Source organism: Ruegeria sp. HKCCD6647-2 (assembly GCF_057221075.1).
On record NZ_JBWVBD010000006.1, the window covers coordinates 32250 to 44357 of the forward strand.

Annotated in this window: 16 protein-coding genes and 2 tRNA genes; 12 read left to right on the forward strand and 6 right to left on the reverse strand. The window is 58.1% G+C overall.

Translation table 11 applies throughout. The features are described 5' to 3' along the window. The first annotated feature begins 84 nt into the window (after positions 1 to 84). Positions 85 to 3522 carry a pyruvate carboxylase gene (locus tag AC2TDJ_RS16215; protein WP_480843717.1) on the forward strand — a complete coding sequence of 1146 codons (3438 nt, stop codon included), beginning with the start codon at positions 85 to 87 and terminating at the stop codon, positions 3520 to 3522. Positions 3523 to 3600: 78 nt separating this feature from the next. Continuing rightward, positions 3601 to 3984 (forward strand): MAPEG family protein, encoded by a 384-nt coding sequence (locus AC2TDJ_RS16220; protein ID WP_480843718.1) that lies wholly within the window; start codon positions 3601 to 3603, stop codon positions 3982 to 3984. A gap of 27 nt (positions 3985 to 4011) precedes the next feature. Here the strand turns inward: AC2TDJ_RS16220 and AC2TDJ_RS16225 are convergent, their stop codons facing one another. Then, the gene (locus AC2TDJ_RS16225) at positions 4012 to 4164 is read right to left on the reverse strand and encodes a hypothetical protein (protein WP_480843719.1); all 153 of its coding nucleotides are present in this window, start codon (positions 4162 to 4164) and stop codon (positions 4012 to 4014) included. Positions 4165 to 4313: 149 nt separating this feature from the next. Between AC2TDJ_RS16225 and AC2TDJ_RS16230 the strand changes: the two genes are divergently transcribed. The 3 genes from AC2TDJ_RS16230 (at position 4314) to AC2TDJ_RS16240 (ending at position 5447) form a co-directional block, all read left to right on the forward strand. Then, positions 4314 to 4388: transfer RNA gene (locus AC2TDJ_RS16230), tRNA-Gly, on the forward strand. 32 nt (positions 4389 to 4420) lie between these two features. Continuing rightward, positions 4421 to 4495, forward strand: a tRNA-Gly gene (locus AC2TDJ_RS16235). Positions 4496 to 4580: 85 nt separating this feature from the next. After that, the gene (locus AC2TDJ_RS16240) at positions 4581 to 5447 is read left to right on the forward strand and encodes a GNAT family N-acetyltransferase (RefSeq protein WP_480843720.1); all 867 of its coding nucleotides are present in this window, start codon (positions 4581 to 4583) and stop codon (positions 5445 to 5447) included. 3 nt (positions 5448 to 5450) lie between these two features. On the opposite strand, the gene AC2TDJ_RS16245 is transcribed toward AC2TDJ_RS16240, so the two are convergent. Next, entirely contained in the window at positions 5451 to 5690 is a 240-nt protein-coding gene (locus AC2TDJ_RS16245; RefSeq protein WP_480843721.1) for an Lrp/AsnC ligand binding domain-containing protein, read from the reverse strand. 153 nt (positions 5691 to 5843) lie between these two features. Between AC2TDJ_RS16245 and hisB the strand changes: the two genes are divergently transcribed. Further along, positions 5844 to 6431: an imidazoleglycerol-phosphate dehydratase HisB gene (gene hisB / locus AC2TDJ_RS16250; RefSeq protein WP_480843722.1), complete on the forward strand. Its 588-nt coding sequence runs from the start codon at positions 5844 to 5846 to the stop codon at positions 6429 to 6431. Further along, a complete protein-coding gene (gene hisH / locus AC2TDJ_RS16255) occupies positions 6432 to 7070 on the forward strand; it encodes an imidazole glycerol phosphate synthase subunit HisH (protein WP_480843723.1) in 639 nt (212 codons plus the stop codon). Positions 7071 to 7074: 4 nt separating this feature from the next. Here the strand turns inward: hisH and AC2TDJ_RS16260 are convergent, their stop codons facing one another. Further along, complete coding sequence (locus AC2TDJ_RS16260; RefSeq protein WP_480843724.1) at positions 7075 to 7476, reverse strand: DUF2147 domain-containing protein; 402 nt, start codon at positions 7474 to 7476, stop codon at positions 7075 to 7077. Positions 7477 to 7608: 132 nt separating this feature from the next. Here AC2TDJ_RS16260 and hisA point away from each other — a divergent pair, with 132 nt between their 5' ends. After that, positions 7609 to 8328: a 1-(5-phosphoribosyl)-5-[(5-phosphoribosylamino)methylideneamino]imidazole-4-carboxamide isomerase gene (hisA, locus tag AC2TDJ_RS16265; RefSeq protein ID WP_480843725.1), complete on the forward strand. Its 720-nt coding sequence runs from the start codon at positions 7609 to 7611 to the stop codon at positions 8326 to 8328. A gap of 1 nt (position 8329) precedes the next feature. Here the strand turns inward: hisA and AC2TDJ_RS16270 are convergent, their stop codons facing one another. Then, a complete protein-coding gene (locus tag AC2TDJ_RS16270) occupies positions 8330 to 8722 on the reverse strand; it encodes a DUF302 domain-containing protein (RefSeq protein WP_480843999.1) in 393 nt (130 codons plus the stop codon). A gap of 171 nt (positions 8723 to 8893) precedes the next feature. Here AC2TDJ_RS16270 and hisF point away from each other — a divergent pair, with 171 nt between their 5' ends. The 3 genes from hisF to AC2TDJ_RS16285 all read left to right on the forward strand — a co-directional run bounded on the left by hisF (position 8894) and on the right by AC2TDJ_RS16285 (position 10624). Further along, positions 8894 to 9655: an imidazole glycerol phosphate synthase subunit HisF gene (gene hisF, locus AC2TDJ_RS16275; RefSeq protein ID WP_480843726.1), complete on the forward strand. Its 762-nt coding sequence runs from the start codon at positions 8894 to 8896 to the stop codon at positions 9653 to 9655. Continuing rightward, complete coding sequence (locus AC2TDJ_RS16280) at positions 9652 to 9969, forward strand: phosphoribosyl-ATP diphosphatase (RefSeq protein WP_480843727.1); 318 nt, start codon at positions 9652 to 9654, stop codon at positions 9967 to 9969. Before hisF ends, AC2TDJ_RS16280 begins: the two co-directional genes overlap by 4 nt. A 79-nt stretch (positions 9970 to 10048) precedes the next feature. Next, on the forward strand, positions 10049 to 10624 hold the full coding sequence (locus AC2TDJ_RS16285) for a hypothetical protein (RefSeq protein ID WP_480843728.1): 576 nt from the start codon (positions 10049 to 10051) through the stop codon (positions 10622 to 10624). Between the two features lie 4 nt (positions 10625 to 10628). Here the strand turns inward: AC2TDJ_RS16285 and AC2TDJ_RS16290 are convergent, their stop codons facing one another. Both AC2TDJ_RS16290 and AC2TDJ_RS16295 read right to left on the reverse strand, forming a co-directional pair. Further along, positions 10629 to 11099 carry a CoA-binding protein gene (locus AC2TDJ_RS16290; RefSeq protein ID WP_480843729.1) on the reverse strand — a complete coding sequence of 157 codons (471 nt, stop codon included), beginning with the start codon at positions 11097 to 11099 and terminating at the stop codon, positions 10629 to 10631. A gap of 200 nt (positions 11100 to 11299) precedes the next feature. Next, positions 11300 to 11749, reverse strand: a complete 450-nt coding sequence (locus AC2TDJ_RS16295) for a YHS domain-containing (seleno)protein (RefSeq protein WP_480843730.1) — start codon at positions 11747 to 11749, stop codon at positions 11300 to 11302. 40 nt (positions 11750 to 11789) lie between these two features. Here AC2TDJ_RS16295 and AC2TDJ_RS16300 point away from each other — a divergent pair, with 40 nt between their 5' ends. Next, positions 11790 to 12104, forward strand: coding sequence for a hypothetical protein (locus tag AC2TDJ_RS16300; protein ID WP_480843731.1), 315 nt, complete (start codon positions 11790 to 11792; stop codon positions 12102 to 12104). Positions 12105 to 12108: the final 4 nt, after the last annotated feature.

Genomic DNA, 12108 nt, shown 5'->3' on the forward strand with positions numbered 1-12108 from the left:
GCCGGTTCTACCCAGAAGAACTGATATCCCTGCGCATAATCTCGCTCTATCAACACGGCCACACCTAAAAGACCGGGACCAGAGATGACCGACTTCAAGAAAATCCTGATCGCCAACCGCGGCGAGATTGCCATTCGCGTGATGCGCGCTGCCAACGAGATGGGCAAGCGCACCGTTGCTGTCTTTGCCGAAGAGGACAAGCTGGGCCTGCATCGCTTCAAAGCGGATGAGGCTTACCGCATCGGCGAAGGTTTGGGGCCGGTGGCCGCATATCTGTCAATTGACGAGATCATTCGCGTCGCCAAAGAGTGCGGCGCCGATGCCATCCACCCCGGATACGGGCTGCTGTCGGAAAACCCGGATTTTGTCGATGCCTGTGTCAAGAACGGTATCACCTTCATCGGCCCCAAGGCCGAAACCATGCGCGCGCTTGGCGACAAGGCCAGCGCGCGGAAGGTTGCGATTGCCGCTGACGTTCCAGTCATCCCTGCCACCGAAGTGCTGGGCGACGATATGGACGCCATCAAGTCCGAGGCGGCAGAAATCGGCTATCCGCTGATGCTCAAGGCGTCCTGGGGCGGCGGCGGTCGGGGCATGCGCCCGATCCTGTCCGAGGATGAACTGGAAGAAAAAGTGCTGGAAGGTCGGCGCGAGGCCGAAGCCGCCTTTGGCAATGGCGAGGGTTATCTGGAAAAGATGATCACCCGCGCCCGCCATGTCGAAGTGCAGATCCTGGGCGACAAGCACGGCGAGATCTACCACCTGTACGAGCGCGACTGTTCAGTCCAGCGCCGCAATCAGAAGGTCGTAGAACGCGCGCCCGCCCCTTACCTGAGCGAAGACCAGCGCGCCGAACTGTGCGAGCTTGGCCGCCGTATCTGCGCGCATGTGAACTATGAGTGCGCCGGGACTGTCGAGTTCCTGATGGATATGAACACAAGCAAATTCTACTTCATCGAAGTGAACCCGCGCGTTCAGGTTGAACATACAGTCACCGAGGAAGTCACCGGTATCGACATCGTTCAGGCTCAGATCCTGATCGCCGAGGGTAAAACTCTGGCAGAAGCGACCGGCAAGGCCAGCCAGGACGAGATTCGTCTGAACGGCCACGCGCTGCAGACGCGTGTGACGACGGAAGATCCGCTCAACAATTTCATCCCCGACTATGGCCGCATCACCGCCTATCGCTCGGCCACTGGCATGGGCATCCGTCTGGATGGCGGTACCGCCTATGCGGGTGGTGTGATTACGCGGTACTACGACTCGCTGCTGACCAAGGTCACCGCCTGGGCGCCGACGCCTGAAAAAGCAATCGCACGAATGGATCGCGCGCTGCGTGAATTCCGTGTGCGCGGTGTCAGCACCAACATCGCATTTGTCGAGAACTTGTTGAAACACCCGACTTTCCTGTCGAATGAATACACCACCAAGTTCATCGATGAGACCCCGGACCTGTTCCAGTTCAAGAAGCGCCGCGACCGCGGGACCAAGGTCCTGACCTATATTGCGGACATCACGGTCAATGGTCACCCCGAGACCAAGGACCGCCCCGCCCCGCGCACCGATCTGAAAGAGGCCAAGGCCCCTGCGCCGAAGGCCGAGCCGCGGATGGGCGCCCGCAATCTGCTGGAACAGAAGGGACCGCAAGCTGTCGCCGATTGGATGAAGGCGCAGCGGCAACTGCTGATTACCGACACCACCATGCGCGACGGTCACCAGTCGCTGCTGGCGACCCGGATGCGCTCGATCGACATGATCAAGGTGGCGCCGAGCTATGCGGCGAACCTGCCGCAATTGTTCTCGGTCGAATGCTGGGGCGGTGCAACGTTCGACGTGGCGTACCGCTTCCTGCAGGAATGCCCTTGGCAACGTCTGCGAGATTTGCGCGAGGCGATGCCGAACCTGATGACGCAGATGCTGTTGCGCGGGGCGAACGGGGTTGGCTACACGAACTATCCCGATAACGTCGTGCAGGAGTTCGTCCGTCAGGCATCCAGAAACATCGACGTTTTCCGCGTGTTCGACTCGCTGAACTGGGTCGAAAACATGCGTGTCGCCATGGATGCGGTCATTGAGAACGGCAAGATTTGCGAAGGTACCGTCTGCTACACCGGTGATATCCTGGACCCGGATCGCGCCAAGTATGACCTGAAATATTATGTCGGCATGGCGAAGGAACTGCGTGACGCCGGCGCCCATGTGCTGGGCCTCAAGGACATGGCGGGCCTGCTGAAACCGGCCTCAGCCAGGGTTTTGATCCGCGCACTGAAGGAAGGGGTCGGCTTGCCGATCCACTTCCACACCCACGACACGGCCGGTATCGCCAGCGCGACCATTCTGGCTGCGTCCGAAGCCGGTGTGGATGCTGTGGATTGCGCCATGGACAGCTTCTCGGGCAACACGAGCCAAGCAACACTTGGTACAGTGGTCGAGGCGCTGCGCCATACCGACCGCGACACCGGGCTGGACATCAAGGCCATCCGCGAAATCAGCGACTACTTCGAATCCGTCCGCGGCCAGTACGCGGCCTTCGAATCCAGCCTGCAGGCACCGGCTTCTGAGGTTTATCTTCACGAAATGCCCGGTGGTCAGTTCACCAACCTCAAGGCGCAGGCGCGCTCGCTGGGGTTGGAAGAGCGCTGGCACGAGGTCGCTCAGATGTATGCGGACGTGAACCAGATGTTCGGCGACATCGTGAAGGTGACGCCGTCGTCCAAGGTGGTCGGTGACATGGCGCTGATGATGGTTAGCCAGAACATGACGCGCGAGCAGGTCGAGGATCCCGGCACAGACGTGGCATTCCCGGACTCGGTCGTGGACATGATGCGCGGCAATCTGGGCCAGCCTCCGGGTGGGTTTCCCGACACCATCGTCAAGAAGGTGCTCAAGGACGAAGCGCCCAACACAGACCGCCCCGGCAAGGATGTCCCCCCTGTAGACCTTGAGGCCACGCGCGCCGAGCTGTCCAAGCAGTTGGAAGGCAAAGAGGTCGATGACGAGGACCTGAATGGCTATCTGATGTATCCCAAGGTGTTCCTGGATTACATGGGGCGCCATCGGGTTTATGGCCCGGTCCGGACATTGCCCACCCGCACCTTCTTCTACGGCATGGAGCCTGGCGAAGAAATCACCGCGGAAATTGACCCGGGCAAGACATTGGAGATCCGCTGCCAGGCCATTGGCGAAACCGACGAAAACGGTGAGGTCAAAGTGTTCTTTGAGCTCAACGGTCAGCCGCGGGTGATCCGGGTGCCAAATCGTCTGGTCAAGGCCTCAACCGCGCAGCGCCCCAAGGCCGAAGCTGGCAACGCCAATCATATCGGCGCTCCGATGCCCGGTGTCGTGGCGACCGTTGCGGTCAACGCAGGGCAGGAAGTCAAAGAAGGCGATCTGCTGCTGACCATCGAAGCGATGAAGATGGAAACCGGCATCCACGCCGAACGCGACGCGGTAGTCAAGGCGGTCCACGTCCAGCCCGGCGGCCAGATTGACGCGAAAGACCTTCTCGTCGAACTGGAATAAACTACAGATCGAATTAGAATTATTGGGCCGTGCGGGAAACTGCGCGGTCCTTTTTTGTTGCGCATTGAAAGGCTACTTATGCTGACCATCACACCAATCTACGCGGCCCTGATTGCATTTCTTTACGTCGCGCTCAGCGTCAATGTCATCCTGCACCGTCGAAGTGGCAAGATCTCGGTGGGAGACCATGGGAATAAGACGATGATCAAAGCGATGCGCACCCAGGCCAATTGTGCGGAATATGCGCCGTTTGCCCTACTTCTGATTGCCATGGCCGAGCTACAGGGCGCTGTAGGACTGTTGCTGAACCTGTTGGGGCTGATGCTGCTGGCTGGTCGCCTTCTTCATGCCTATGGCTTCGGTCGCACGCCGCAAATCGTGATTCTGCGACAGATCGGCATGTTCCTGACCTTTGCGGCAATTCTGGTCGCAGCGATGGCGAACCTCGCACTGGCGACTTGACGTACCGACAATGGGCGCTGGCCCGCCCTACCCGGTCAAAACGCGCATTTCGACCTCGGGCGGCTGTTTCAGGATCGGGTCGACCTTACCCAACTGATCTTCGCGGGTTTTGCACAAAGCCATGGCCAGCAATATCAATGCGGTCAGGGCCACCATTTTCACACTCTCGAACCTCGCCATCAGCTTTCCTCCACTATTCTTGTTTTGCAATTCACTGGGTCTTTAACGCGCAAGTTCACAATTTCTGTCGCCAAAGATTTTTCGGCTTTTTGTGTTTTTCCGCTTGCAGCCCCGCGTTGGAATTTATACATCCCTCCTCACTCAACGGCGCGGGCGTAGCTCAGGGGTAGAGCATAACCTTGCCAAGGTTAGGGTCGGGCGTTCGAATCGCCTCGCCCGCTCCATTGAGAGACCATTGGGTCGAATTGTATCTGATGCGGGCGTAGCTCAGGGGTAGAGCATAACCTTGCCAAGGTTAGGGTCGGGCGTTCGAATCGCCTCGCCCGCTCCAGATACCAAACACTCCGAACATACTGGTTCTTTCCCGGACGTTGCTCCATTGTGATTTCAGTCGCAATCACGAAGGAGATGCGCCCATGCCGGATTATGAAATTCGCGCGTTGACAGCGGCAGAACTGCAAAGGGCTGTGGACTGGGCGGGTCACGAAGGGTGGAACCCCGGGCTTCATGACGCGGTTTGTTTTCATAGCTCCGATCCCGAAGGGTTCAAGGGCGGGTTTCTGGATGGAGAGATGATCGCATCGGCCTCGGCGGTCAATTACGATGACAGTTATTCGTTTTTGGGCTTCTACATTGTGCGGCCCGAATTTCGCGGCTCGGGATACGGTATTCAGGTGGCCGAAGCAGTCAAGGCACATTGCGGCGAGCGAAACATGGGCATGGATGGTGTCGTCGAACAACAGGACAATTATCGCAAGTTCGGCTTCACCCTGGCCTATGACAATTACCGCTTCGCCGGTACTGTCGGCGATGTTTTGCAGGGCTTGGCGCGCGCTCACACCAACCAGATTACACCATTGAGCGCCGTGACCGACGAGCTTAAACAGTATGATCGGAACTTGTTTCCTGCACCGCGTGATACGTTCCTGCAAGCCTGGCTGGACGCACCAAACCATGTTTCCCGCGTCTATCGGGAGAACGGGCGCATAAAAGGCTATGCGACCGTGCGGCGATGCCTGAGCGGCTACAAAGTCGGACCCTTATTCGCGGACGATTCCGAAATAGCGCAGGCCCTCTTGGTGTCGTTGTTGTCAACCATCCCGGAAGACGAGATGGGCGCCGAGATGTTTATCGACATGCCAAACCCGAACGGACAGGCGATGAAATTGGCCGCCCAGTTGGGATTGACCAAAGTTTTTGAGACCGGTCGCATGTATTCCAGCCACGCGCCAGACATCGATCTGGACAAGATCTTCGGTATTACGACGTTCGAGCTGGGCTGAACGTCAAAACGCCTTGAACGTCATCGTCGTCAGCGATCGCTCGATATCCGGAATCGTCAGCAGGTTTTCGTTGATGAAATGGCCTACATCCTGAGACTCGGGGATGTAGAGTTTCAGCAGCAGGTCATATTCGCCGCTGGTCGAATAAAGCTCGGAATGAATTTCCCGCAGCGCGATGTCTTCGGCAACCTTGTATGTTGTGCCCGGCTTGCAACGGATCTGAATGAATACGCAGGTGGACATGGTATGGCCCTGTTGGTTGAGTTGCCGGCAGGCTGGCATGGCGGGCCCGTAGGTGCAATCCCCTGCAACAGATTGTATCGATAGCCAAGCTTGGGCTGGATCAATCTGCCCCAGCCCGTCTATAAGCGCGCCTGTAGCAAAAGGAAATCGCCCATGCGCACCGCTTCGATCAGCCGCAAGACCGCCGAGACGGATATCTCGGTCGAGGTCAATCTGGACGGCACCGGCACATATGACAACCAGACCGGTGTAGGTTTTTTCGATCACATGCTGGACCAGTTGGCGCGCCATTCGCTGATCGACATGACGATCCGGGCCAAAGGCGATTACCACATCGATGACCACCACACGGTCGAGGATACCGGCATCGCGCTGGGTCAGGCTCTGACGCAAGCATTGAGCGACAAGAAGGGCATCCGCCGTTACGGCGAGTGTCACTTGCCCATGGACGACGCGCAGGTAAGGTGCGCCCTCGACCTTTCGGGCCGTCCATTCCTGATCTGGAACGTGGACCTGCCGACGTCAAAAATCGGGACGTTCGACACCGAGCTGGTGCGAGAGTTTTTTCAGGCACTCAGTACCCATGGCGGCATCACTCTGCATATCGATCAGCTTCACGGGTTCAACAGCCACCACATCGCCGAAGCGGCCTTTAAAGCGGTGGCCCGTGCACTGCGTCAGGCGGTCGAGACCGATCCGCGCAAGGCGGATGCGATCCCGTCCACCAAGGGCGCGCTGTAAATGCTCACCGCAATAATCGACTACGAAAGTGGCAACCTGCATTCCGCCGAGAAAGCGTTTCAACGTATGGCGCGTGAGTTGGATGCGGGTGAAGTCGTTGTCACCTCGGATGCAGAAGTTGTCGCGCGCGCGGACCGTCTTGTTTTACCGGGCGACGGGGCCTTTCCCGCCTGTGCGTCCGAGCTGCGCGGGCACAAAGGCATCCACGACGCGATGGTCGAGGCCGTCGAACAGAAAGGCCGACCGTTTCTGGGTATCTGCGTCGGGATGCAACTGATGGCCTCCAAGGGCCATGAATATTGCGAAACCGATGGGTTGGACTGGATTGAAGGCGATGTAGTGCGGATCGAACCGGCAGACCACACCCTGAAGGTGCCGCATATGGGATGGAACGATCTGGTGCTGGAAAACACCCACCCGGTGTTTGACGGGGTGAAATCCGGCGACCATGTCTATTTCGTCCACTCCTACCACTTCCGGGTCAACGAGCATGCGGAACGTCTGGCCTATGTGGATTACGGTCAGGAAGTCACGGCCGTGATTGGCCGCGACACGATGGTCGGCATGCAATTTCACCCCGAAAAAAGTCAGGACGTGGGGCTGCGTATGATTGGTAACTTTCTGACCTGGGCCCCGTGACGGGTTACTGAACGCGCGTCCAGGTCTGGCCGCGGCAGACCAGGCCACCGGCAACACAGCCTTTGACTGTCAGCTTATTCTGCCCGTCCAGCTCCATTTTCGACCTATAGGTTTTGTCGCGGTCGGGCGCCCAGATCTTGCCGTCGTCATACTTGCCGTCGCCTTCCGGAATCATGTCCCAGATGATCTGCTTCCCGAGGTTCTCGTATTCCAGCTGCTCGTTGCCATCTTTATCGAATGCGGTGTCGATGGTGCCGCAAATGGCACTGCCGCACTCGGCAATCGAAACGTGCAGGTAACCGCCGGTATCGCCCGGCTGCGTTTTCCATAGGCCATCGACCGGATCGGCTGCAATGGCGCTGGTGGCCAGGGCAGCAAATGCAGCCGCAATTGTGAATGTCTTCATGATATTCTCCCTGTTTTGGCCACTCTGGCCGCCTGACTGCAATCGGGCAAGATTGACTTTGCGTCGCGTTGCATCCCCTGCCCCGCTTGTGCGATATCCCGCGCGTGTAACTGAAATATAGGGCCGCGCAAAATGATCCTCTACCCCGCAATCGACCTCAAAGACGGCCAGGCCGTGCGCCTGTTGCGCGGAGAAATGGATAAAGCCACGGTCTTCAACGAAGACCCCGCCGCGCAGGCGCGTGCCTTTGTCGAGGCTGGATGCGAATGGCTGCATCTCGTCGACCTGAACGGCGCCTTTGCTGGTGAGCCGGTCAACGCCTCCCCCGTCGAAGCGATTCTGAAGGCCTGCAACGTGCCCGCCCAATTGGGTGGCGGTATCCGCGATATGGCCACGATCGAAACCTGGATCGACAAAGGTCTGGCGCGCGTCATCCTGGGCACAGTCGCTGTCGAAAACCCCGATCTGGTGCGGGATGCGGCCAAAGCCTTCCCCGGAAAAGTTGCAGTAGGCATCGATGCGCGCAACGGTATGGTCGCCACCAAGGGCTGGGCCGAAGAAACCAACGTTCAGGTCACCGATCTGGCACGTCGTTTTGAGGACGCCGGCGTGGCCGCGATCATCTACACCGACATCAATCGCGACGGCGCAATGCAGGGCCCGAATGTCGAGGCCACCGCAGCGCTTGCACGGGCTGTATCCATCCCCGTTATCGCCTCAGGCGGCGTCAGTTCATTGGACGACCTGATCGCCCTGCGCGACTGCGGAGTAGAACTGAACGGCGCGATATCAGGCCGCGCGCTTTATGATGGCGCGATTGACCTGGCCGAAGCCATTCGCGCCCTGAACTGAGTTACTGCGCGGCGGCCGAGGTCAGTTTGGCCAGCGCGCCGCGCATTTTTTCGATCACAGGCGAGTTTTCGACCGCATCAAGTTCGTCCATGGTCTCTTGTGGGTCTTCATAGGCTAGCCAGACCTGACCGTTTTCATCCTCGTAAGCCTGCACTTTCAGAGGCAGGAACAGCCCGGCGCGTGGGTCGATTTGCATCGCTGGTGTGCCCAGCGCAGGATTGCCAAAGATCAGAACTTGATTGGCCGGGATCGTCATACCTACCTTTTCGGCACCTGCAGCGTGATCTACGCGCGCAAAAACGGTCGCCCCGGCATTACCCACGGCGGCTTCGAGGGCATCCATCGCATCGGACACCGATTTGGCGGTATTTACCTTGATTATGTCGTCGGCCATCGCTGTGGCAGCGCTTCCAAAAATAAATGTGGTCGTCAAAAAGAGTTTACGCATCACATTGATCTCCTGATGAATTAGTGGCCATTTTTCACGGCTTTCGTGCGAGTGACAATCACAACTCTGGCATCGGCGGGGGTTTGCCGGTAGAGGTGCGGCAACAAAGGATGCGCCATGTTGAAAACCCGGATCATTCCCTGCCTGGATGTCGCTGATGGCCGCGTGGTCAAAGGTGTGAACTTCGTGGGTCTGCGCGACGCAGGCGACCCGGTGGAATCGGCCAAGGCCTATGACGCCGCGGGCGCGGACGAAATCTGCTTTCTGGACATCCACGCCACCCACGAAAACCGGGGCACCATGTTCGATGTGGTGCAACGCACGGCCGAACAGTGCTTTGTACCGCTGACGGTCGGCGGCGGCGTTCGGACCAAGGATGACGTTCGCGCGCTGCTGCTGGCGGGTGCGGACAAGGTCAGCTTTAACTCTGCTGCCGTAGCGAACCCGGACGTCGTAGCCGAGGCCGCGGATCAGTTCGGCAGCCAGTGCATCGTCTGCGCGATTGACGCCAAGACCGTCAGCCCCGGCAAGTGGGAGATTTTCACCCATGGCGGGCGCAAACCCACCGGCATCGACGCGGTTGAATATGCCCGGACCGTCGTCGCCAAAGGCGCAGGTGAAATCCTGCTGACTTCGATGGATCGCGATGGCACCAAGGCCGGGTTCAACCTGCCTATCACCCGCGCCATCTCGGACGCGGTGGATGTACCGGTGATCGCGTCAGGCGGTGTGGGTAATCTTGACCACCTGGTCGAAGGTGTTACCGAAGGTGGAGCCAGTGCAGTTCTGGCGGCCTCGATTTTTCATTTTGGCGAATACACGATCCGCGAGGCCAAGGAGCACATGGCCGCCGCAGGCATCCCGATGAGGCTGACATGAACATTCTTCACGACCTCGCAGCGACCATCGAAACCCGCAAAGGCGCGGACCCGGAGTCGAGTTGGACCGCCAAACTGCTGGCCAAGGGACCCGAGAAATGCGCCGAGAAATTCGGGGAAGAGGCAATCGAAGCCATCATCGAAGCCGTCAAGGGTGACTCTGATAAACTGACTGCCGAGGCGGCTGATGTCCTCTATCATCTGCTGGTCATGCTGGCCGCACGCGACGTATCTCTGGATGCCGTTTTGCAGGAACTGGCGCGACGTCAGGGCGTCAGCGGCATCGCGGAAAAGGCCACTCGTCCAGACAATTGACCCGGCGGGTTCCGGTGTCAGGCCTCGGTCTTTATACTCGGGCTGACGCGCGCTGGCGCGACAATCTGAGGGTGCAGGAATGATCAGACCTTTGGCATATGCACTGGCGCTGTTTGCCCTTGTAGCACTTGGCGCCTGTTCCACCCCGCCCCCAGCCGGCAGCGATGATGTTCAACGGCTTTCAACCCAAATCCAAGGCCTGGGGCCGGACATCGATCCGGAAGAAGCGGATCGTGCCGCCAGCATTGCTTATTCCTATACTGCGCAGCTGGTGCAGGAATACCAGATTACCGACCCACCATTGATCCACAATGCCAAGGTTAACAAGGGATTGCGCCCCCGCGGCCTCTGTTGGCACTGGGCCGAAGATATCGAGCGGAGGCTGAAACAGGAGAATTTTCAAACCCTGACGCTACATCGCGCAATCGCCAATGCGGACAATCCGTTCCGAATCGATCACAGCACTGCCATTATCAGCCGCCGGGGAGAAACCATGTATGACGGGGTGGTTCTGGACCCCTGGCGTTACGGAGGCGTCCTGTTCTGGGCTCCGCTGTCCGAGGATACGCGCTATGAATGGGTTCCACGCGAGGTTGTGTTGGAAAAGCGCCGCAAGGAACAAGTGGCACGCCTGAAGCCGCTGCCAGGCGGCTAAGGTCTCAGAGCTTCGACGATATCACACCAGTAGCAAAGCCACCCATTCGCAATTCGCCAAACAGGCGTTGGTATTCGATCTTGGGGCAGCGGTTCATGATCACATCGATGCTGCGCGCTTGCGCTTTCTCAGCCGCCTTTTGATTTTCGACGCCGATTTGCATCCAGATCGTTTTTAAGTCAGGAAATACCTCCAACGCCTCATCAACAATTGGCGGCACGGCTTCAGAGCGCCGGAAAATATCCACCATATCAACAGTTTCTGTAATATCCGATAGGGACCCGCGCACCGTTTTCCCGAAAAGAACCTTGCCTGCATGCCCGGGGTTTACCGGGATCACTGAATACCCTTTGAGCGACAGGTACCGCGCGACGTAATAACTGGGCCGCACCGGATTCAGGGACACACCTACAACGGCAACAACCTTTGTGCGCTGCAAAATGGATTTCAGGTATTTGTCGGAATAATCAGGCATGTCGGCACCCTAACCGTACCGGCTAAAAGAAAAAAGCGCCCAGGAGTTCCTGGGCGCCAGTTGTTGGAACGAGGGACAGTGAAATGACCCGCGGCAGTTCCGTTCCGCGGTCACTGTGACATTTAAGCACGAGTTCGGTAAAAAAAAGAGGGGGAGCGCATTTTTGTGATGACATATCACGAAAAGCGGAAACCCGCCGATCATTGATACAGAATGCCCGGCCAGTTCTTGTCAGCCTGACGGATGAACTTACCCACATTTCGCTGCCAAATCTGTTCGATTGCTGGGGAGTGCGTCAGATACAGCTTGCCGTCGACGATCCTCCAGGCCAGCGGGTCCGAACTGATGAGTTTGCCCTTCGCCATGGCATACGAGCAATACCCGCCGTACTGAGGGGCAAAGGCGCGTGGATTGCGCTCGAACCGGTCGCGGTTTTCCTCGGACACGAACTTCCAGGTCGCCCCTTTCCACATCAGGGCTATCTCAGGCCGCCCGGCTACAGGGCCAGTGGTTCTGAAATATGAAACGGTATCATAGCCGGACACAGCCACACCGCCGGCCGCGTAAAACATCGGCATGGTCTGCGCCCGGACCATTGGCGCCAAAGCGGAACATGTCAGGGCAGAAAGAAATGTGCGTCTGGACAACATGAGCGATTCATTCAGTATCAATTTGAAGGTTTAAACATGCATGTTTCATGCACCAGTAGAAACCCCCGATGACGTTGATGTGAACAACCGTGCCAAGACCCAGTCGGATCAGTCGAATACGTCCTCGATCGCGTCCCAGGCTTCATCAAGTACGCGCGAGAAAAGGCCCTTTTTCTTCTTCTTTTTCGGCCTGTCGTATCTTTTTTCGTATTTTGAGGGCTGCTTTGGTTTGCGTTCTGCCAACTTGGCCTTGGGCATCATCTTAAGGTTATGCAGTGGCGCACCACAGCTCGAGCAGCTCAGCTCGTGCTGCTGCTTGCCTTTCAGAACCAGTGCTGCGCGTGTGCCGCAATAGCAGC